This is a genomic window from Microbacterium alkaliflavum, assembly GCF_044325405.1.
Lineage (GTDB): Bacteria > Actinomycetota > Actinomycetes > Actinomycetales > Microbacteriaceae > Microbacterium > Microbacterium alkaliflavum.
Genome location: NZ_JBIQWL010000002.1, coordinates 495,007 through 516,099, shown reverse-complemented (window position 1 = coordinate 516,099; position 21,093 = coordinate 495,007). Strand labels below are relative to the sequence as shown.

The window sequence follows — 21,093 nt, the reverse complement described above, 5'->3', positions numbered from 1 at the left end:
ATCAGGGGTCACAGCGGAGCGGCGAGGAACTGGTCGATGTGATGGCGGATGTCTTCGGCCATGTCGACGTCGAGGCCGTTGAGCCAGAGCATCTCGAGCCCCTCGACCATCGCCAGCGTGCTGAGCGCCGCGTGGTGGGGATCGACGCCGGGCTTGAGGTCTCCGGCATCCCGCGCCTCCGCGAAGGCCTGCGTCGTGCCCTCCAGGATCCGCCCGATGCGGGTGCGGAAGTACTCGTGGGCGGGATGGTCGGGCGCCGTCGCTTCGGTGGAGAGCACGTGGTACAGCTGCACGACGCCGCGCTGGGCTGCCTGCCGGCGAGAGATCTCGACGAGCTCCGCGATGAAGGCCCGACCGTGGTGGTCCGCGAGCGCACCGACGGCGAGCGCGTCGCGCTGCTCGAGCACGGCCATCAGCAGTGCGGTCTTGCCGCCCTCGAAGTGGTGGAGGACGGCCGTCTGGCTCACGCCGACCACGCGGGCGATCTCGCTGACCGAGCTGCCGGTGTAACCCGTGCGCGCGAAGACCTCGACGGCCGCGTCGAGGATCTGGGCACGCCTCGCCGCGCTCTTTCGGTATTCGCCCCTGGGTCCGGCCATGCGAGGGACCATACCAGAGAATTCCGCAAAATGTTTAAGGATCTACATTTTCAGATCGTTAGGCATCGGCTAATGCTCGTGCCCCGAATCCGAATGGTGAATCCGAGCACGGGCTCGCACTCTTGACAGAAGGTCGATTCGCCCGAACTCGATCTGGACACAGCAGTCAGACCTCACACCGATCACAGGAGATCAGGATGTCTCGCATATCAGCAACCGCGCGCGGCCTGGCCGCACTGGCGGCCGTCGCCGTTTCCGCCTTGGCGCTCACCGCCTGCACCGGATCGGGCGGCGGCGGCAGCGCCGGGTCGGCCGACACGAGCAAGCTCGTCATCGGCCTGGACTCCGACCAGGCGCCCCTCGGCTACGACCCGCTGCGGTACGGCGGCGGCCAGCGGATGTTCTTCGAGGGCGTCTACGACTCGCTCTTCGTCTACGACCAGGACGCCAAGGTCGTGCCGAGCCTCGTGACGACGTTCGAGTACAACGCCGACAACACGCAGCTCACGCTCGACCTCGACACGAGTGCCACGTTCGACGACGGCACGAAGCTCAGCGCCGATCTCGTCAAGCAGAACCTCGACTCCCGCGACGACACCGACCTCACGGCCTACAGCTCGCTCGCCAAGGGCGGGCAGCAGGAGATCACCGACGTCGCCGTCGTGGACGACGACACCGTGACCCTCACCTTCGCGAAGCCGCAGCCGGGCTTCGAGTCGAATCTGACCTTCCCCGCCGGCGTCATCGTCGGCCCCAAGGGCGTCTCGGATCGCAAGAGCCTCGATGCCACCGCCGACGGCTCCGGCCCTCTCGCGATCGACTACGACAAGTCGGTGAAGGGCAACACGTACCTGTTGACGAAGAAGAAGGATGCCGCCAAGGCCGAGGACTACGCCTTCGACTCCTACGAGTTCCGTCCCATCCTCGACACGCAGGCGCGCGTCAACGCCGTCATCTCGGGTGAGGTCGATCTCGCGTACGTGACCTCAGACACGCAGGAGCAGGTCAAGTCGGCCGGCGTCGGCCTCGTGGCCAACGGCGGTGTCGTGCAGAACCTCATCGCCTTCGACAAGGTCGGTGCGCTGGCCCCGCAGTGGGGCGACCCGGATGTGTGGAAGGCCCTGTCCATCGCGATCAACCGGGACGAGTTCGTGAAGGCCATCCACCCGGGCGAGATCCCGACGGCCAACGTCCTGCCGAAGGACAGCCCCGGATACATTCCCTCGCTCGAGAAGGACTACGCGTACGACCCCAAGGAGGCCAAGCAGCTGCTGGCGGATGCCGGCTACCCCGACGGATTCTCCTTCGACTTCGTCTCGGGCGCGAACAGCCAGCGCGACCTGGAAGCGATCCAGCAGTACTGGAAGGCGATCGGCGTGACCGCGAACCTCAAGAACGCGGCGACCACCGAAGAGGCCTTCGCGGCCGTCCAGACAACGCCGATGGGCGGGCCGATCGCGATGTCCTGGACGAACCCCGCCGGCAATGTCTTCGGCGCCCTGTTCGGCTTCGCCAACTTCCACGGTGCGAAGAACGACCAGATCCAGGCCGCCGCCGGAGCCTACGCAGCGGCCGGCGACGACGCGGACAAGCAGAAGGCGGCTCTCACCGACCTGAACAAGGCGATCGCCGAGTCGGGCTGGCTGATCCCGCTCTACGAGCAGCTCTCGCCGTGGGGCTACAACACGGGCAAGGTCGCCGAGCCGACGTTCTCCGGGTCCGACTCCTTCCCGATCCTGGCGACGCTCCAGCCCGCGTCCTGAGACGCGTCGCGGTGTCGGCCGAGGACTCCTCGGCCGGCACCGCGAACGCATCGGAGTGAGACATGCTCATCTTCATCACCAAACGAGTCGGGTTCGCGATCCTGACGCTGGTCGTCGCGACCTTCCTGGCCTTCGTGCTCGTGCACCTCTCGGGCTCCACGCCCGGGGGCGTCGTGCTGGGCAGCTCGGCCACGCCCGAGGAGGTCTTCGCGTACAACGAGAAGATCGGCTGGTACGACCCCTGGATCGTGCAGTACGCCGACTGGGTCGGCCAGGTGCTGCAGGGCGACCTCGGCACGTCGCTCATCGACGGCCGCCCGATCGGCCCGGACATCGCCAAGCGACTTCCCGTCACCGCCGCGCTGGCGGTCTTCGGCACCCTCCTGAGCGCGGTGGCGGGCATCGTGCTGGGCGTCACCGCGGCGGTCCGTCGCGGGGCCATCGACCGCACGATCACCGCCGGCTCGGGCATCCTCATGTCGCTCCCCGTCTTCTGGATCGGCATCCTGCTCGTCTACGTCTTCGCGGTGCAGCTGCGGCTGCTGCCGGCGACCGGCTTCGTCCCCTTCACCACCGACCCGCAAGCCTGGGCCCGGTCGCTGGCCCTGCCGGTGCTCACGATCGCCATCGCGTCCGTGGCGGGCATCGCACGGCAGACGCGCGCGTCGATGTCGGAGTCGCTCGCTCAGGAGCACATCCGCACGCTCCGCGCGGTCGGCACCCCGACCCGCGAGATCGTCTACGTCCACGCCCTCCGCGGCGCGAGCCTGCCGATCCTCGCGAGCGTCGCCATCCAGTTCATCGTCCTGTTCAGCGGGTCCGTCGCGATCGAGGTGCTCTTCGCGCTGCCGGGCATCGGCCAGGCGATGCAGGGCGCCGTCGGATCCGCCGACCTGCCCTTCGTCCAAGCGCTCGTGCTGGTTGCGACCCTCGTCGTGGTGGTCGTCAACTTCGTGATCGAAATGCTCAACCGGACCCTCGACCCGAAGCTGCGTGCCTCATGACCATCTCGACCACCTCGATCGTGCGCCCGCGCCGCACCGAGCGGAAGCTCCGGCTGCGCATCCTGCGCTCGCCTGCGGCCGTCATCTCCCTCGCCTGGCTCGTGGGCCTCGTCGTCGCATCGGTCACGTCGCCGCTCTGGCTGCGATACGGCCCGCTCGAGCAGGACCTCTCGGCCGTCTTGAAGCCCCCGTCGCCGGCGCATCTGCTGGGCACGGACGAACTGGGCCGCGACATCCTCTCCCGCCTCGTCACCGCGGCGGCGCCGACGATCGTCATCGGCCTCATCGTGCCGATCATCGCGGTCGCGGTGACGATCCCGCTCACCCTGTGGGCGGCCCGGAGCCGACGCGGCGAGGGCTTCATGAACCAGGTGAGCGAGATCGAGCTCTCGCTGCCGGGGACCGTCATCATCCTCGCGTTCATCGCCGCCGTGGGCACCAACATGCCGCTCGTGATGATCGCGTTCGGCCTGCTGCTCTTCGGCGCGCTCTACAAGGTGTTCTTCGGGCAGGCGAAGTCGCTGCACACGCAGCTGTACGTCGAGGCGGCCGCCATCGACGGCGTCCGTCCGATGAGTGCCAGCATCCGGCACGTCCTTCCCAACATGTCGACCACCGTCATCGTGCAGTTCGTGCTGCTCTTCGGCGTCGGCATCGGCATGCAGGCCGCGCTGGCCTTCATCGGCCTCGGGCCGCAGCCGCCCGAGCCCACGTGGGGCGGCATGATCCAGGCCGCATCCCGCTTCATCTTCCAGGACCCCTGGATGATGGTGCCGACCGGCGGCATCCTGGCGCTCACCCTCATCGCCGCCAACACGCTCGCCGACGTCCTCGCCGGCGGCACGGCCGTTCCGCCGCCGCTCGTGGCGTTGGGCCGGCGCAAGAAGTCCGCCTCGTCCACGCAGATCGCCGCGGCTGGTGTCGCCCAAGACCTCACCGCCGCGGGGCGGGTCGACGAGCCCGCTCGCGAGTCGTTCGACATCATGGGCGACGCCTCGATCGCGGGGTCCAACGCCGACCCGATGCGGGCGGTTCAGGCGCCCGTCGATGTCATCTCGCTCGCAGGGCTCGACGCGAACACGCCCGCTTCCGGGTGGGCCGCCCCGGGCTCTTCCGTCTCGCACGAGCGTCTCCTCGACGACGGCCGTGGACTCGTCGTCGAGGACCTCGTCATCGGCGTCGACGACGGACCCGCGCTGGTGACGGGTGTGTCGCTGCGTGCGCCCCGGCACCGTCCTGGGGCTCGTCGGCGAATCCGGATGCGGCAAGAGCGTCACCTCGTACGCGCTGCTCGGACTCCTCGCGCCGGGCCTCTCGGTGCGCTCGGGCCGCATCGGGTGGCACGGGACGGACCTCGCCACCGCCACGGAGAAGACGCTTCAGAAGGTGCGCGGGAACGAGGTCGCGTTCATCTCGCAGGAGCCCACACGAGCGCTCGACCCGATGTTCACCGTGGGATCGCAGCTGACCGCCGCCATCAAGCGGCTCCGTCGCGTGGGCGCGGGCGAGGCGAAACGCATCGCCGCCGAGCTGCTGGACGATGTCGGTATCGTCGACCCGCCGAAGGTGCTCCGCAGCTACGCGCATCAGATCTCCGGCGGCATGGCGCAGCGCGTCGCCATCGCACTCGCCCTCAGCGGCGAGCCGAGCCTCCTCGTCGCGGACGAGCCGACGACGGCGCTGGATGTGACGATCCAGGCCGAGATCCTCGCGCTCCTTCGCGGGCTCGTCGCCGAGCGGGGGATGTCGGTCATCCTCGTGACGCACGACCTCGGTGTCGTCGCCGACATCTGCGACGACGTGTCCGTCATGTACGCGGGGGAGATCGTCGAGACAGGGTCGGTGCGCGACGTGCTGCTCCGCCCCGAGCATCCGTACACGATGGCACTCCTCGCGGCCGACCCCCATTCGAGCCTCGACCTCGCGGGAACGGCGCGGCTGGCATCCATCCCTGGGCAGGTGCCGCTGCCGGGATCGTGGACGAGCGGATGCCGGTTCGCACAGCGCTGCCGGTTCGCGCGCGACGAATGCCTCGTGACCGTTGCGCTGGACCCGCGCGCGGAGGGCGACGGCGGCGTGCGATGTGTGCGCCGCGACGACGTGCGCGGCCGGCAGGACGAGTGGCGGGTCGCCGTGAGCATCGGAGGAGAGCGATGAGCAGCGTCCAGACGACAGCCGAGGCCGATGCTCCGCTCCTGGAGGTGCGGAACCTCATGGTGCGCTACGGGAGGAAGGGACCCGCCGCTGTCGAAGACGTCTCGTTCTCGATCGCGCGCGGAGAGACCCTCGGTCTCGTCGGGGAGTCCGGCTCGGGGAAGACCACCATCGGGCGCGCGATCCTCGGCCTGCTGCCAGTCACCGAAGGGCAGATCATCTTCGACGGCCGCGACATCACGCGGGCGAGCGTGGCGGAGCGCCGGGCCCTGCAGGGAGACCTGCGAGCCGTCTTCCAAGATCCGTTCTCGTCGCTGAATCCCCGCCGCGTCATCGGGGACGCCCTCACCGAACCGCTCCGCGTGGCCGGTGTCGGGCGCGGCCAGCGCATCGCCCGCGCGAACGAGTCGCTGGCCGCCGTCGGGCTTCCCGCCGGCTCGTTCGATCGGTACCCGCGGCAGTTCTCGGGCGGACAGCGCCAGCGGATCGCGATCGCGCGCGCTCTCGTCACCGATCCGCGGCTCGTCGTATGCGACGAGGCCGTGAGCGCGCTCGACCTGTCGACACAGGCGCAGGTACTGAACCTCCTGGCGGAGCTCGGGGCCGGCGCGGATCTCGGCTATCTGTTCATCGCGCACGACATGGCCGTCGTCGAGTTCCTCGCACAGCGGGTCGTGGTCCTGTACCGCGGCAAGGTCATGGAGCAGGGGCTCACCGCCGACGTCATCCGCAATCCGCAGAGCCCCTACACGCGCGTCCTGATGGCGGCATCCCCGGTGCCCGATCCCGACGAGCAGGCCCGGCGTCGTGAGGTGTGGCGGGCGCTGCGGAACGAGGCGAAGGCTCCCGCAGCCTGAGCCACGACATCGGGATGCCGCTCCTCAGCTGGTCGCGGTGAGCTCCGGCTCGCGGGACCGCGCGCCCAGGATCGCCGAGGCGATGGCCGCTCCGATGACGAACACGAGCGGGATCAGCAGGGCGTTGCGCAGCCCGAACTCCTCCCCGCCGAAGCCCAGGGCAGGGGGCCCGACCAGGAAGGCGACATAGCCCGCGGTCGCGACGAGCGAGACGCGCGCCGCGGGATCGGGTCCCGAGTCGCCGGCCGCCGAGATCGCGACGGGGAATCCGAGCGAGGCGCCGAGTCCCCAGAGGACGACGGCGGCCCCCGCGACGACCTGGTTGTCGACGAAGATCACGAGCACGAGCCCGACGGCCGCGAACACGGCACTCGCGCACAGCACGGCGGGTCGCCCGAAGCGATCGATGAACCAGCCGCCGGCGAAGCGGCCGATCGTCATGGCGGCGGCGAACACGGCAAAGACGAGCGAGCCGAGCGCCGGGTCGAAGCCGTGCCCGTCGACCATGACCAGCGGCAGCCAGTCGTTGGCGGTGCCCTCCGCGAGCGCCATCGCGAGCAGGATGAATCCGATGAGGAGGAGCCGCGAGTCCTTCCACAGCGCGGATCGGGGGGAGCGGATGCCGTCGGCCGCACGAGCCTCGGCGCGTCCGGTGTGGGCGGGCAGGCGCGGGACGCTGAGCACGACGGCGATCGCCGCCGCGATCCCCGCCAGCACGAGATGCCACCCGACGGGGAACCGCACCGCGGTCGCGATCATGCCGAGCGTGGCACCCACGACGGTGCCCAGGCTGAAGCAGCCGTGCAGCATCGGCAGGAACGAGCGCCCCGTCGTCTGCTCGACGTCGGCGCCCTCGACATTCATCGCGACCTCGCCCGCGCCCATGCCGGCACCGAAGAGGAACAGTCCTGCCGCGACCGCGAGCCCAGCGCCGCCTGCGGCGCCGAGGCCCATCGTGGGCAGGCTCAGCGCGATGAGCGCGCCGCCGACGCCCGTGATCGGGCGCGCCCCGAACCGGGCGACGAGAGCGCCCGATGACAGGATGCCGATCATCGAGCCCAGCGAGAGCCCGAACAGGATGAGGCCCATCTCCGCTGTCGTCGCGCCGAGCAGGTCTCGGACGTCCGGTGTGCGCGTCACCCACGACGCCATCCCGACACCGGGGACGAAGAAGAGCGCGGCCAGGGCCAGCTGGCGCGTTCGTACGGACGTGGTCATCCGGCATCCTCCAAGACATGTACGTACGTACACAAGTAATTGGTACTATCGTACACATCGCACGAGGGAGGGTGGAACGTGAGCACCAAACGGGGCGCCAACGATCCCGAGCGCAGGAATCGCATCATCGACGCCGCGCTCGAGGTCATCGTCGAGGAGGGGGTCCATCAGACGACCCATCGGCGGATCGCCGCCCGCGCCGGTGTGCCGCTGGGCTCGCTCACCTACTACTTCGAGAGCCTTTCCGAGATCCTCGAGGAGGCGTTCGTGCACCTGTCGGGGCGGATGGCTGCCGAATACAGCGCCGCCCTCGTGGCCGCCCGCACGCGCGACGAGGCGTGCGAGGCCGTCGTCGATCTGATCTGCGGGGGATCGTATGCCGACGAGGGGGGTGTGCGGGCCCTGTTCGAGATGTACTCCTACGGCAACTACAACACGCGGGTGCACGACCTCTGCCGCGACTGGCTGTTCGCGAGCCGACACAGCCTCGGGCGGCACTTCTCGGAACCCACGGCGCGGGCGCTCGACGCCCTGATCGAAGGCTGGCCGATGCATCAGGCATGGGAGCGGGCGGCGGTGGACAGGTCGCTCGTGCGCGCGGTCGTGGGCGCGATCGTCGAGCGGCTCGAAGGCCGGGAAGCGACCGCGTGAGCGCCGTTCAGTGCGGGTGCATCGAGGCGCCCACGAGCGGCGACAGCTCCATCGCGGTCTCACGGAACACGGGCACCATCGGGTTGCGCGTATCGACGATGCTGCACAGGACGATCGTCGCGGGGTCGATGTCGTCGATGAGGACGTAGACGAGCTCGTCCCGGCGATAGTGGCGACTCGCCGACTCGCCCGCGATGTTGACCCCGGTCCCTGCTGCCACGAGTTCGAGCAGACCCTCGACGCTGTCCGCCGTCGGTCCGCGCCTGGGCCGCGAGCCGTCCGGGCGAGGATCGACGAGCCACCAGTCGACGACTTCGGGCACGCCGCCCGCCGCGGCGACGAACACCTCGTCCGACGTCTCGAGGATCGAGATCGACTCCCGGTCGGCGAAGCGATGACCGGCGGGCACGACGAGGACCCTCGGCTCACGCCAGAGCGGCTCGACGCGCACCCGCGGGGGGAGCCGCAGCGGCCAGGGGGCGAACACGACGTCGACGCGCCCCGCTTCGAGGTCGTCGGCGACGTCGAAGAATCCCAGGCGCCGCATCTCGATGCGCGCCGCGGGGACCTTCTGCAGCGTCGTGGCGATCGCGGCGGCCGTGAGGTTGCCGGCCCCGGCGGCCACGACGCCGACCCGCAGCACGGGCGCCTCGAGGTCTCTGCGCACGGAACGCCCCCACGCGATCACCTGGTCATGATCGTCCTGCAGCCGACGCGCGAGGGGGAGGAGCTCACGACCGTAGGAAGTGAGCTCGACCTTGCGCGGGCTGCGATCGAACAGCTTCACGCCGAGCTGCTGCTCGAGACGGCTGATCTGCTGGCTCAGCGACGGGGGAGTGATGCTGAGCCTCTCCGCCGCGCGGCCGAAGTGCAGCTCTTCGGCGAGCACGCAGAAATAGCGGATGACGTGGACCGGCACATCCATGCGGCGATCTTAGTCCGCGGCTGACGCCGACATCGCAGCCAATCGATTGTCGAGAGAACGCGAGCCGGCTGCGCCGACTCCAGCCGATGAACGCGGTCTTGTTGGGAATCATCTTGTGCAACCGATTGCCAGAAACGAGAATCTGTGCGACCATGAGCTTGTCATCGTGAGGGCGCAGGAGCCCCGCGGACGAGATCAAAGCGAAGGGCGCATCGATGACGAAGGACTCCCCGGCCACCTGGACCCTCTCCGGTTTCGGGGACGAGATCGATCCCGACCCGCGCGTGCAGTGCGCGGTGCTCGAGGCCCTCGGTGCCCGTCACATCGAGGTGCGCAGCGCCTGGGGGGTGAACGTCGTCGATCTCTCGGACGAGCACCTGGCAGATCTGGCGGCGCTCCTGAAGACCGCAGGCTTCCGGGTGTCGGCCGTCGCATCGCCCATTGGCAAGGTCGACGTCGCGCTCGACGCCGACCTCGAAGTCGCCCGGCTGAAGCGGATCATCCGCGTCGCGCATGCACTCGAGACCGACAGCATCCGGATCTTCTCGTTCTTCCGCGGACCGGGAGTCGCGGCCGAGAGCACGCGCGACGCCGTCATGGTGCGGATGCGCGCCCTCGCAGACGAGGCGGAGCGTGAGAAGGTGACCCTGCTGCACGAGAACGAGAAGGACATCTACGGCGACACACCCGAGCGCGTGCTCGACCTCGTCGAGACCGTCGGATCGCCCGCGCTCCGTGTCGCGTGGGACAGCGCCAACTTCGTGCAGGTGGGCGTCGCGCGTCCGCACGACGAGGGATACGCGCTCCTGCGCCCGCACCTCGACTACCTGCAGGTGAAGGATGCCCGCTCGGCGACGGGCGCGGTCGTACCCGCGGGCGAGGGCGACGGTCAGGTCGCCGCCACGATCGAGGCGCTGGTCGCCGACGGATACACGGGCTTCGCGTCGCTCGAGCCCCACCTCGCCGACGCCCACGAACTCGGCGGGTTCTCGGGGCCCTTCGCGTTCGGCGTCGCCGCCCGCGCCTTCCGTCGCCTCGCCGACGACGCCGGCGTCGCACTGGCCTGACGCGACGACACGACCTCACACGAATCAGGAGACAGCACATGACTCGAACCGTCCGCCTCGGCATCATCGGACTCGGCGCGCAAGGCCAGATGTACGCGACCTTCATCGCGGAGGGCCGCGTGCCCGGCATGACGATCGGCGCGATCGCCGACACCGATCCGGCCAAGCTCGAGGCCGCGCAGGCGCGCTTCCCCGACGTGCCCCGGTATGCCGACCACCTCTCGATGATGGAATCCGGCGACGTCGACGCCGTCATCACGTGCGTGCCCCACTACCTCCATCCCGAGATGGCGATCGACGCCCTCGAGCGCGAGCTGCACGTGCTCGTCGAGAAGCCCGCGGGCGTCTACAGCAGCCAGGTCGCACGCATGAACGAGATCGCGGCGGGAAGGCCCCACCTGCGCTTCGCCGTCATGTTCAACCAGCGCAACAACCCGCTCTACCAGCGCATCAAGCAGATCGTGGATGCCGGCGAGATCGGCCGCATCATCCGCTCCAACTGGATCATCACGACCTGGTGGCGGCCGCAGGGCTACTACGAGCAGAGCGCCTGGCGCGCGACGTGGGGCGGCGAGGGCGGCGGCGTGCTCGTGAACCAGGCGCCGCACCAGCTCGACCTGTGGCAGTGGATCTGCGGGGTGCCGGCATCCGTCTTCGCGAAGGTCTCGTACGGACTGCAGCGCGACATCGCGGTGGAGGACGAGGTGACGGTGCTCGCCGACTTCGGCGGCGGAGCCACCGGCGTCTTCGTCACCGCGACGCACGACCTCGTCGGAACCGACCGACTCGAGATCCAGGGCGACGCCGGCAAGATCGTCGTCGACGGCAGCACGACCGCAGTGGTGACCCGCCTGAACAGCCCCGAGCGCGAACTCAGCGACGGGATGGGCATCGACGACGTGCGCCGCCTGTTCATGGGGGAGCTGGATGCCTCGACCCTGTACACGCAGGAGACGATCGAGTTCCCGTCGGGGTGGGGCGAGCAGCACGTCGGCGTGCTCGCGAACTTCGCGGCGAGCATCCTCGACGACACCCCACTCATCGCGCCCGGCGCCGACGGCATGATGGGGGTCCGCCTCGCGAACGCCATCCACCTGTCGAGCTGGACGGGCCGCGAGGTTCCCCTCGACTTCGACGACGGCGAGTTCCTGCGGCTGCTCAACGACCGCATCGCGGACGAGGGGCTCTACCCCGTGCGGCAGGCCTCGGCGTGACGGCGCTGCGGATGGCCCTCGTGGGGGCCGGAGTGATCGCGCGCACCCACGCCCGGATCGCGCACGCGCACGACGACCTCGTGCTGGCCGCGATCATCGACCCCGTGCTGCCCGCCGCGCGTGCGCTCGCGGCCGAGACGCCCGGCGACGAGCCGGCGGTGTTCGGTTCTCTCGCCGACGCGCTGGCCGCGGCATCCTTCGATCTCGTCGTCATCACGACGCCGAGCGGAAGCCACGCGGGGCTCGCCGAGGAGGCGCTCGCGGCGGGATGCCACGTCATCATCGAGAAGCCCGTCGACATCGACCTGGCCCGCGCGCGGCGGCTGGCCGCCCGCGCGGAGCGGTCCGACCGCGTCGTCAGCGTCATGACCCAGCGCCGCTTCGCGCCGGCCGTGGCCGCCGTGTCGCGCGCCGTGCGCGAGGGGCGGTTCGGCGGGATCACCTCCGGCACCGCGACGCTCGCGTGGTGGCGCGACGACGCCTACTACGACTCCGCCGCGTGGCGCGGCACGTGGGCGAGCGACGGCGGGGGAGCGCTCATGAACCAGGGCATCCACACCGTCGACGTGCTGGTGTCGCTCATGGGACGACCCGTCACGGTGTCCGGCATGGCCGTGACGGTCGGCCACGACCGTCTCGAGGTCGAAGACGTCGCAGGCGCGCTCGTCTCGTTCGAGAACGGCGCCGTCGCGACGCTGCTCGCGAGCACGGCGGCATTCCCCGAGAACTCCACGCGCATCCAGGTGCACGGCACGCGCGGCTCGGCCTATGTGCAGGACGGGCTGCTCGAGTACTTCCACGCCGACGATGCCCACGACGGCGCCTCGCCGCGCGGCTGGGCCCGCGCCGGCAACCAGGCCGCGAACGAGGTCGGAGCCGCCGACCTTCCGGGCGGAGGCGACGCCGTGCCCGATCTCTTCGACGACCACCTGCGGCAGTACGAAGACGTCATCGCGGCGATCCGCGACGGGCGCGAGCCCGCCGGGTCGATCGGCGACGCCGTGCAGGCGCTCGCCGTCATCATCGCCGTCTACGTCTCGAGCGCCCTGGGGCACCCGGTACGCGTCGACGACGTGCTCGCCGGCATGTACGACCACTTCGACTACACGGAAACAAGGAGGATCGCATGACACGCATCGGCGTCCAGGCCATGATGCTCAAGGACAGCGTCGCGGAGATCGGAGCGTTCGAGTCGCTCCGTCGCGTGCGCGAGATCGGCTACCGGGCCATCGAGGTCTCGCAGATCCCGATGATCGAGGCCAACGTCGCGCAGCTGGAGCGCGCGAAGCACGAGCTCGGCATCGAGATCGCTGCGCTCTCGGCCGGTCTTTCGGCGGGGCCCGGCGGCAACGACTCCCTCGAGGACGACCTCGACAAGATCGTCGCCGACAGCCGCCGGCTCGGCACCCGGATGGTGCGGATCGGGATGCTGCCGTTCGACGCGATGCGGTCGCTCGAGGCCGTCGTCGACTTCTGCGATCGCACCGACGCCTACGCGCGGAAGCTCGCGGATGCCGGCATCCGCCTCTACTATCACAACCACCATGTCGAGTTCGCGAAGCTCGACGGGCGGCTCATGCTCGACATCATCGCCGACCGCGCGCCCCACGTCGGGCTCGAGCTCGACGTGCACTGGCTGCAGCGCGGCGGCGTCAACCCCGTCTCGGTCATCGAGCAGTACGCCGGCCGCGTGCGGATGGTGCATCTGAAGGACTACCGCATCGGCCGGCTCCCCGGCGCGGCGTTCCAGGCGCTCGAGAAGGGCGACGTCGCGGGCTTCATGACGGCGTTCGCCGGGGTCGTGCAGTTCGCCGAAGTGGGGGAGGGCAACCTCGACTTCGCGACGATCATCCCTGCGTCGATCCAGAGCGGCGCCGAGTACCTGCTCGTCGAGCAGGACGACCTCTACGGCCGCACCGTCTGGGAAGCGCTGCAGACCTCGCACGACAACCTCGTGGCGCTGGGCTTCGCCGACCTGTTCTAGGCACGCTCCCGGGCCGGCGCGCTCGGGTGGCAGGTTCTGCGGGGTCGCGCGCAGGGAGCCCGCAGAACCTGCCACTCGAGCGCGCCGAGCATTGAGCAACCGCTTGCACGAACCGCCTTCTCCGGCCATCGGAGAAGGCGGTTCGTGCAAGCGGTTGCTCAATGCTCGGCGCGCTCGAGTGGCAGGTTCTGCGGGGTCGCGCGCAGGGAGCCCGCAGAACCTGCCACTCGAGCGCGCCGAGCATTGAGCAACCGCTTGCACGAACCGCCTTCTCCGGCCATCGGAGAAGGCGGTTCTTCTTTGGTTCATAGAGACGAGATTGTCTGGCAATCGGTTGACAACATGGCGAATCGCGAGCATACTGGTGTCATGTCAGGGACGACCGAGCTCACCGCAGCGGCACTCATGCCGGCCGACGAAGCCACCCGCGAGATCGCGGAAGACCTCTATCGGGAGGTCGTGGACGCGCCGATCATCTCCCCCCACGGCCATGTCGATCCGGTGCTCCTCCTGGAGGACGCCGCGTTCCCCGACCCGAGCAGCCTCCTGATCCGGCACGACCACTACGTGACGCGCCTCCTGTTCGCGTCGGGCGTCTCGTTCGCCGATCTGGGTCTCGACGCCGCCCGTCCGGCCGAACCGCGCGCCGTGTGGCGACGCCTCGCCGAGAACTGGCACCGGTTCGCCGGCACGGCGAGCGGGTACTGGCTCCAGCACGAGCTCGCGAGCCTCTTCGATGTGCGCAGCGAGCTGTCGGAAGCCAACGCTGACGAGGTGCACGACCGCATCGAGCGCGTGCTCGCCGAGCCGGGATTCCGCCCCCGGGCCCTTTTCGACCGCTTCCGCATCGAGGTGCTCGCCACGACCGACGACCCGCTCGACGACCTCGCGACCCACCGCGAGCTCACTGCGACCGGTTCCGTCGCGGGCCGCGTCATCCCGACCTTCCGCCCCGACGCGTATCTCGACCCCGCGGGCGCGGTCTTCGCCGACCGGGTCGACGCGCTCCTGGACGCGACGGGCCGTCCGGGCTCGTTCGACGGCTACCTCCGCGCCCTCGAAGACCGCCGCGCGCACTTCCTATCCCACGGCGCGGTCTCGACCGACCACGGCGTGCTCGAGCCCTTCACCGCCGACCTGTCCGCCGACGACGCCGAGCGGCTCTTCCGCGGGGCCCGCGAGGGCAGGCTCGACTCCGACGAGCAGCGCCTGTTCCGGGGGCACATGCTGTTCCAGATGGCGCGGATGAGTGTCGACGACGGCCTCGTCATGACGATCCACCCGGGTGTGAGCCGCAACCACCACGAGCCGACGTTCGCGGCCTTCGGGCCCGACACGGGCCACGACATCCCCGTGCGCACCGAGTACACGCAGAACCTCCGGCCGCTGCTGAACGCCTTCGGCACGGCGCCCGGATTCCACGTCGTGCTGTTCGCCGTCGACGAGACGGTCTACTCGCGCGAGGTGGCACCCCTGGCCGGGTTCTACCCGAGCGTCTTCATCGGCGCGCCGTGGTGGTTCCTCGATGCGCCCGACGCAGTGCTGCGCTTCCGCAGCGCCGTCACCGAGACGGCGGGTTTCTACCGGGGCAGCGGCTTCATCGACGACACGCGCGCCTTCCTCTCGATCCCCGCCCGCCACGACATGGCCCGGCGCCTCGACTCGTCGTTCCTCGCGCGTCTCGTCCGCGAGGGGCGCGTGAGCCTCCCGACCGCGCGGCGCATCGCGCGCGACCTCGTCGACGCGGTTCCCCGCAAGGCGTTCAAGCTGTGAACGCCGTACACCTGGACGACCGCGCGCTCGCCGAGCGGGGCGGATCCGCCCGCCCGACACGCGTGCGCATCGTGCACCTCGGTCTCGGCAACTTCCACCGCGCCCACCAGGCCTGGTACACGGCGCACGCGGCGGATGCCGCCGGCTGGGGCATCGCCGCCTTCACGGGCCGCTCGCCCCTCCAGGCCGACCTGCTGCAGGAGCAGGACGGGCTCTACTGCCTCGTCGTCCGCAGCGAGGACGCCGATCGCGTCGAGGTCGTGCCGAGCATCCTCGAGGCCCATGACGCGGCTCGCGTCGACCGGCTCGTCGAGCTCCTCGCCGACCCCGCGGTCGCCCTCGTGACGCTGACCGTGACCGAGGCCGGCTACCGCCCCGGCGAAGGCGACGCCGCCGAACTCGCGCGGGTCTTCGCGAGCGGACGGCTCCAGGATGCCGCACCGCAGTCCGCGCTCGCACGCCTGCTGATCGGGCTCGAGGCCCGCCGCCGCGCCGGCGGAGCGCCGATCGCGATCGTGCCGTGCGACAACATCCCCGACAACGGGGACTTCGTCTCGCACGCGCTCGTCGCACTGGCCGCCGAGGTGTCCGACGTCCTCGCGGGCTGGATCGCCTCGGACGTCTCGTTCGTCGCCACCTCGGTCGACCGCATCACGCCGCGCATCGACGGCGACGTCGACGCCGTGCACGCGGCCGGCTGGATCGACCACTCGCCCGTCGTCACCGAGCCGTTCGCCGACTGGGTGCTCTCCGGCGCGTTCCCGGCGGGCCGGCCCGCATGGGAGACCGCGGGCGCGCGCTTCGTCGACGATCTCGCGCCGTGGGAGAACCGCAAGCTGTGGCTGCTCAACGGCGCCCACAGCATCCTCGCCTTCGCGGGGCTCGTGCGCGGCCATGAGACCGTCTCGGCCGCGATCGCCGACCCCGAGTGCCGGGCACTCGTCGACGACTTCTGGCACGAAGTCGTGCAGCTGCTTCCCGACGGCATCGAGCACGTCGACTACCGGCGCGCCCTCCTCGACCGCTTCGCCAACCCGCGCATCGTGCACCGCCTCGCGCAGATCGCGGGGGATGCCACGACCAAGGTCCGCTACCGGTTCGCGGCCGTCGCGGAGCGGACGCTCGCCCGCGGCGGCGAGCCGCGCGGATCGGCGGGCGCCATCGCGGCGTGGATCGACGCCGTGCGCCGCGGCGTCGTGCCCGAAGACGCGTTCGCCGACGACATCGCGCGGCCGCTGAACGAACCGGCATCCACCCGCGCCCTCATCCACCTCATCTCGCCCCAGCTGGCGACGGACGACGGGTTCCTCGAACTCGCCTCCGCAGCACACCACCTCACCACCGCATAGAGCGCGCCACCCGGCGCCGCATGACCGAAGGAGATCACATGCGTGCACACCTCGACCGTTCGGCGGTCTCTGATGACTGAGATCAGCAAGCCCATCGACGCCACGCAGGCGCAGCGCACCCACGGCACCGACACCGGCTCGACGCGGGTCGACAAGGTCAAGGGCCGTGGCGGCGGCCTCGTCGCTCTCGCGTTCGCGAGCATCGTCGACGGCTTCGAAGGCGGGCTCGTCAACACGCTGTTCCCCGTCATCCGCGACGCGCTCGGCCTGCAGACGAGTGCCCTCGGCATCCTGACGGCGATGAGCCGCTTCGCGCGGATGATCTTCGGCCCCGTGTGGGCAGGTCTCGCCGACCGGTACGGGCGCAAGCGGATCCTGTTCATCGCGACGGGTCTGTGGGGATTGTGGACGATCGCCGCCGGCTTCGCGCAGGACTCGACCCAGCTGTTCATCCTCTACGGCATCGGCGTCATCGGCACCGTCGCGAGCGAGCCGATCAGCAACGGCCTCATCGTGGACATGTACCGCTCGAAGGAGCGCGGCCGGGCCTTCGGCACACTGCGGACCCTCGCGCTGTTCGCGTCCGTCTTCGCGACGCCCCTCATCGGCCAGTTCGCCAATGTCGACGACGGCTGGCGGTACGGCATGTTCGCGATGGGCGGCATCAGCGTCTTCTCCGGCATCCTGATCCTCCTTCTCGTGCACGAGCCGAAGAAGCACACGCCCGTCGGCGCGATCGACCCCGACGCCATGAAGTTCAATGTGCGCGACGCCGTGGGCCTGCTCCGCAACCGCACCATCCTGTTCATGGCGCTGCAGGTCATGCTCACGACGAGCCTCGTGCTCTTCGCGTTCTTCATCACGTACTGGGTCGACGACCGCGGATGGACGACGGCGGATGCGGCCTTCCTGATGTCGGCCTACATGCTCGGCGCCGTCATCAGCGGCTTCGCCGGTGGCCTCCTCGGCGACTGGTTCGAGAGGCGGTTCGGCTACAAGGGCCGCGTCATCATGATGCAGGGATACCTCGTCGCCTACGCGGTCTCGACCGCGCTGCTGTTCCAGATCGACTGGGGCACAGGTGTCGCGGTGTATGTCGCCGTCTTCGTGACTGGTCTGCTGAGCTCGCTCGGCCACCCCGGCGCCGTGCTCCCGATCGTGGGCTCGGTCGTGCACCGGAGCGTCGTGGCCACGGCGTACGCCCTCATCTTCTCGTTCGTCCAGGGTCTGTTCGCCGCGATCCTGAGCCTCGCGTTCGGCTTCCTCGCCGACTCGCTGGGTCTGCAGGCGCTCATGTTCTGGGTCATCTCGGTGCCGTACGCCGTCAACGCCGTGCTATGGACACTCATGTACCGCATCTACCCGAAGGACGCCGCGGCGCAGCGTGCGCTCGACGACCAGGAAGAGGCGGCACTGGCCGAGGCTTCCCCGACCTCCACCGACTCCGACCTCCGCGCCTGACCCGCGGCACCTGCACCCGAAAGGACCCCCCGATGCTGAAGCCTCGCTCCACCGCCACGCGCGAGCTTGTCCGTCTCGACGGACTGTGGCGCTTCGCCCTCGACACGGCGGCCGGCGACGCCCCGTGGACGGCGACGCTCGACACCCCGCTCGAAGCGCCCGTGCCCGCCAGCTACAACGACCTCTTCGTCGACAGCGCCATCCGCGACCACGTGGGCTGGGTCTGGTACCAGCGCCGGGTGCGCGTGCCCCGCGGCTGGGCGGGAGAGCGGGTACTCGTACGGGTGGATGCCGCGACCCACGCCGGCCGCGTCTACATCGACGACACGCTCGTGGTCGAGCACGTCGGCGGCTACACCCCGTTCGAAGCCGACGTCACGGACCTCGTCCGGCCCGGTGAGGAGTTCCGTCTCACAATCGGCGTCGACAACCGGCTGTCGAACGAGACGATCCCGCCGGGGGCGGTCACGGTCGACGAGCGCGGGCGCAAGAAGCAGACGTACCTGCACGACTTCTACAACTACGCGGGACTTGCGCGCTCGGTGTGGCTCTACAGCGCACCGGCCGCGCGGGTCGACGACATCACGGTCGTCACCGACGTCGACGGGGCGGCGGGCGTGATCGGCTACGAGGTCGTCACATCCGGCGACGCCGACGTGCGGGTGCGCATCCTCGATGCCGCGGGCGCCGAGGTCGGCACGGCCGACGGCGCCCGCGGCGAGATCCGCATCGTGGACGTCACGCTGTGGCAGCCCGGCGCGGCGTACCTGTACGAGCTCGTCGCCGAGGTCGTACAGGACGGTGAGGTGGTCGACACCTACCCGCTGGCGATCGGGGTGCGCACCGTGAAGGTGGAGGGCAACCGGTTCCTCATCAACGGCGAGCCCTTCTACTTCACCGGGTTCGGCAAGCACGAAGACACCGCCGTGCGCGGCAAAGGGCACGACGACGCCTACCTCGTGCACGACTTCGAGCTCATGAAGTGGATCGGGGCGAACTCGTTCCGCACCTCGCACTACCCCTACGCGGAGGAGGTGCTCGAGTACGCCGACCGGCACGGCATCGTCGTCATCGACGAGACGGCCGCCGTCGGGCTGAACTACTCGATCATCGGCGGGCTCCTCGGGGGTCCGATCGTTCCGACCTTCGGACCCGACCAGGTCAACGACAAGACGCAACAGGCGCACGCGCAGGCCATCCGCGAGCTCATCGCCCGTGACAAGAACCACCCCAGCGTCGTGATGTGGTCGATCGCCAACGAGCCCGACTCGGGAGTCGACGAGTCCCGGCCGTATTTCGAGCCGCTCGCGACACTCGCACGCGAGCTCGACCCCACGCGCCCCATCACGTTCGTCAACGTCATGATGGCGCCGGTCGGCACCGACAAGATCTCCGACCTCTTCGACGTCCTGTGCCTCAACCGCTACTACGGCTGGTATGTCGACACGGGCGACCTCGAGGCGGCCGAGGCTCACCTCGAGGCGGAGCTGCGCGGCTGGGAGGCCGCCTACGGCAAGCCGATCATCATGACCGAGTACGGCGCCGATACGGTCGCCGGCCAGCACTCGGTCTTCGCGCAGCCGTGGACCGAGGAGTACCAGGTCGCCTACCTCGACATGAACCACAGGGTGTTCGACCGGATCGAGTCGTTCGTCGGCGAGCAGGTATGGAACTTCGCAGACTTCCAGACCGCCGTCGGGATCATTCGCGTCGACGGCAACAAGAAGGGCGTGTTCACCCGCGACCGCAAGCCGAAGGCTGCCGCCCACGCGTTGCGGAGTCGCTGGACGCGACTCGAGAGATAGAGAGAGAAGACCATGTTCATCGACAAGGCCGAAGTGATCGTCACGAGTCCGGACCGGAACTTCGTCACGCTCAAACTGACCACGGACGACGGGCTCACGGGCCTGGGCGACGCGACGCTGAACGGCCGCGAGCTCGCCGTCGTCGCCTACCTGACCGAGCACGTCGTGCCGCTGCTGATCGGAGCGGATGCCTCGAAGATCGAGGACACGTGGCAGTTCCTGTACCGCTCCGCGTACTGGCGGCGGGGCCCCGTCACGATGGCGGCGATCGCGTCGGTGGACATGGCGCTGTGGGACATCAAGGGCAAGGCGGCCGGGATGCCGGTCTACCAGTTGCTGGGCGGCGCCTCCCGCAACGGGCTCATGGCGTACGGGCACGCCTCGGGCAAGGAGCTGCCCGAGCTGTTCGACTCGATCCGCGCCCACCAGGAACAGGGGTACAAGGCGATCCGGGTGCAGACCGGGGTGCCCACGCTGAAGGCGATCTACGGCATCGCGGCGCAGGGCGCCGACGTCGGCGACGCGTCGGTCCGCTACGACCATGAGCCGGCCCGTCGCGGCGCGAAGCCGGTCGAGGAGGACTGGGACACCCGCGCGTACCTGAACCACCTGCCCGGTGTCTTCGAGGCGGTGCGCAACGAGTTCGGCCCCGACATCCCGCTGCTGCACGACGGTCACCACCGGATGACGCCGATCCAGGCGGCGCGACTGGGCAAGGACCTCGAGCCGTACGACCTGTTCTGGCTCGAGGACTGCACGCCCGCGGAGAACCAGGAGGCGCTGCGACTCGTTCGCCAGCACACCACGACGCCGCTCGCGATCGGCGAGATCTTCAACACCGTGTGGGACTTCAAGGACATCATCCGCGATCAGCTCATCGACTACGTGCGCGGCGCCGTGACGCACATGGGCGGAATCAGCCCGCTGAAGAAGACCCTCGAGTACGCGGCGATGTACCAGATCAAGTCCGGAATGCACGGACCGACCGACATCTCCCCGGTCGGGATGGCCGCCGCGATGCACCTGGGACTCGCGATCCACAACTTCGGCATCCAGGAATACATGCGCCACGGCGCGAAGACCGACCAGGTCTTCCAGCAGTCCTTCACCTGGCAGGACGGCTACCTGCACCCCGGCGACAAGCCTGGACTGGGCGTCGACCTCGATGTCGACGAAGCGGGCAAGTACCCGTACGCGCAGGCCTACCTGCCGTACAACCGCCTGCTGGACGGCACCGTCCACGACTGGTGAGCAAAAGGGCGCGGATAC

The 21,093-nt window shown here is 69.6% G+C and carries 17 protein-coding genes and 1 pseudogene; 15 read left to right on the top strand and 3 right to left on the bottom strand.

The genetic code is table 11. The features are described 5' to 3' along the window. Positions 1 to 8 precede the first annotated feature (8 nt). On the bottom strand, positions 9 to 599 hold the full coding sequence (locus ACH3VR_RS07360) for a TetR family transcriptional regulator (protein WP_396640100.1): 591 nt from the start codon (positions 597 to 599) through the stop codon (positions 9 to 11). A 197-nt stretch (positions 600 to 796) separates the two neighbouring features. Here ACH3VR_RS07360 and ACH3VR_RS07355 point away from each other — a divergent pair, with 197 nt between their 5' ends. The 5 genes and pseudogenes from ACH3VR_RS07355 (at position 797) to ACH3VR_RS07335 (ending at position 6,377) form a co-directional block, all read left to right on the top strand. After that, positions 797 to 2,362, top strand: a complete 1,566-nt coding sequence (locus ACH3VR_RS07355; RefSeq protein ID WP_396640099.1) for an ABC transporter substrate-binding protein — start codon at positions 797 to 799, stop codon at positions 2,360 to 2,362. A 62-nt stretch (positions 2,363 to 2,424) separates the two neighbouring features. Beyond that, entirely contained in the window at positions 2,425 to 3,366 is a 942-nt protein-coding gene (locus tag ACH3VR_RS07350; protein ID WP_396640098.1) for an ABC transporter permease, read from the top strand. After that, positions 3,363 to 4,139, top strand: a pseudogene (locus ACH3VR_RS07345) (ABC transporter permease); the annotation flags it as partial. The gene ACH3VR_RS07350 and the pseudogene ACH3VR_RS07345, both read left to right, overlap by 4 nt. 445 nt (positions 4,140 to 4,584) lie before the next feature. Then, positions 4,585 to 5,523, top strand: a complete 939-nt coding sequence (locus ACH3VR_RS07340; RefSeq protein ID WP_396640097.1) for an ABC transporter ATP-binding protein — start codon at positions 4,585 to 4,587, stop codon at positions 5,521 to 5,523. Further along, on the top strand, positions 5,520 to 6,377 hold the full coding sequence (locus ACH3VR_RS07335) for an ATP-binding cassette domain-containing protein (protein WP_396640459.1): 858 nt from the start codon (positions 5,520 to 5,522) through the stop codon (positions 6,375 to 6,377). The genes ACH3VR_RS07340 and ACH3VR_RS07335 overlap by 4 nt, the downstream gene beginning before the upstream one ends. Positions 6,378 to 6,401: 24 nt before the next feature. Here ACH3VR_RS07335 and ACH3VR_RS07330 read toward each other — a convergent pair whose 3' ends face one another. After that, positions 6,402 to 7,595 carry an MFS transporter gene (locus ACH3VR_RS07330; RefSeq protein ID WP_396640096.1) on the bottom strand — a complete coding sequence of 398 codons (1,194 nt, stop codon included), beginning with the start codon at positions 7,593 to 7,595 and terminating at the stop codon, positions 6,402 to 6,404. Between the two features lie 78 nt (positions 7,596 to 7,673). Here ACH3VR_RS07330 and ACH3VR_RS07325 point away from each other — a divergent pair, with 78 nt between their 5' ends. Then, positions 7,674 to 8,246: a TetR/AcrR family transcriptional regulator gene (locus tag ACH3VR_RS07325; RefSeq protein ID WP_396640095.1), complete on the top strand. Its 573-nt coding sequence runs from the start codon at positions 7,674 to 7,676 to the stop codon at positions 8,244 to 8,246. A 7-nt stretch (positions 8,247 to 8,253) separates the two neighbouring features. Here the strand turns inward: ACH3VR_RS07325 and ACH3VR_RS07320 are convergent, their stop codons facing one another. Continuing rightward, the gene (locus tag ACH3VR_RS07320; RefSeq protein ID WP_396640094.1) at positions 8,254 to 9,171 is read right to left on the bottom strand and encodes a LysR family transcriptional regulator; all 918 of its coding nucleotides are present in this window, start codon (positions 9,169 to 9,171) and stop codon (positions 8,254 to 8,256) included. 215 nt (positions 9,172 to 9,386) lie between these two features. On the opposite strand from ACH3VR_RS07320, the gene ACH3VR_RS07315 reads away from it, so the two are divergent. From ACH3VR_RS07315 to manD, 9 genes are all read left to right on the top strand, one after another. Then, entirely contained in the window at positions 9,387 to 10,238 is an 852-nt protein-coding gene (locus tag ACH3VR_RS07315; protein WP_396640093.1) for a sugar phosphate isomerase/epimerase family protein, read from the top strand. A gap of 38 nt (positions 10,239 to 10,276) precedes the next feature. Further along, positions 10,277 to 11,452 (top strand): Gfo/Idh/MocA family protein, encoded by a 1,176-nt coding sequence (locus ACH3VR_RS07310; RefSeq protein WP_396640092.1) that lies wholly within the window; start codon positions 10,277 to 10,279, stop codon positions 11,450 to 11,452. Between the two features lie 11 nt (positions 11,453 to 11,463). Next, positions 11,464 to 12,582 carry a Gfo/Idh/MocA family protein gene (locus tag ACH3VR_RS07305; protein WP_396640091.1) on the top strand — a complete coding sequence of 373 codons (1,119 nt, stop codon included), beginning with the start codon at positions 11,464 to 11,466 and terminating at the stop codon, positions 12,580 to 12,582. Beyond that, positions 12,579 to 13,436 (top strand): sugar phosphate isomerase/epimerase family protein, encoded by an 858-nt coding sequence (locus ACH3VR_RS07300; protein WP_396640090.1) that lies wholly within the window; start codon positions 12,579 to 12,581, stop codon positions 13,434 to 13,436. Before ACH3VR_RS07305 ends, ACH3VR_RS07300 begins: the two co-directional genes overlap by 4 nt. A gap of 369 nt (positions 13,437 to 13,805) precedes the next feature. Further along, positions 13,806 to 15,209 (top strand): glucuronate isomerase, encoded by a 1,404-nt coding sequence (uxaC, locus tag ACH3VR_RS07295; RefSeq protein ID WP_396640089.1) that lies wholly within the window; start codon positions 13,806 to 13,808, stop codon positions 15,207 to 15,209. Next, entirely contained in the window at positions 15,206 to 16,558 is a 1,353-nt protein-coding gene (locus tag ACH3VR_RS07290) for a mannitol dehydrogenase family protein (protein ID WP_396640088.1), read from the top strand. Before uxaC ends, ACH3VR_RS07290 begins: the two co-directional genes overlap by 4 nt. Before the next feature lie 72 nt (positions 16,559 to 16,630). Next, positions 16,631 to 18,019 (top strand): MFS transporter, encoded by a 1,389-nt coding sequence (locus ACH3VR_RS07285; protein WP_396640087.1) that lies wholly within the window; start codon positions 16,631 to 16,633, stop codon positions 18,017 to 18,019. A 32-nt stretch (positions 18,020 to 18,051) separates the two neighbouring features. Continuing rightward, on the top strand, positions 18,052 to 19,824 hold the full coding sequence (gene uidA, locus ACH3VR_RS07280; RefSeq protein ID WP_396640086.1) for a beta-glucuronidase: 1,773 nt from the start codon (positions 18,052 to 18,054) through the stop codon (positions 19,822 to 19,824). Between the two features lie 12 nt (positions 19,825 to 19,836). After that, complete coding sequence (gene manD / locus ACH3VR_RS07275; RefSeq protein WP_396640085.1) at positions 19,837 to 21,075, top strand: D-mannonate dehydratase ManD; 1,239 nt, start codon at positions 19,837 to 19,839, stop codon at positions 21,073 to 21,075. Positions 21,076 to 21,093: the final 18 nt, after the last annotated feature.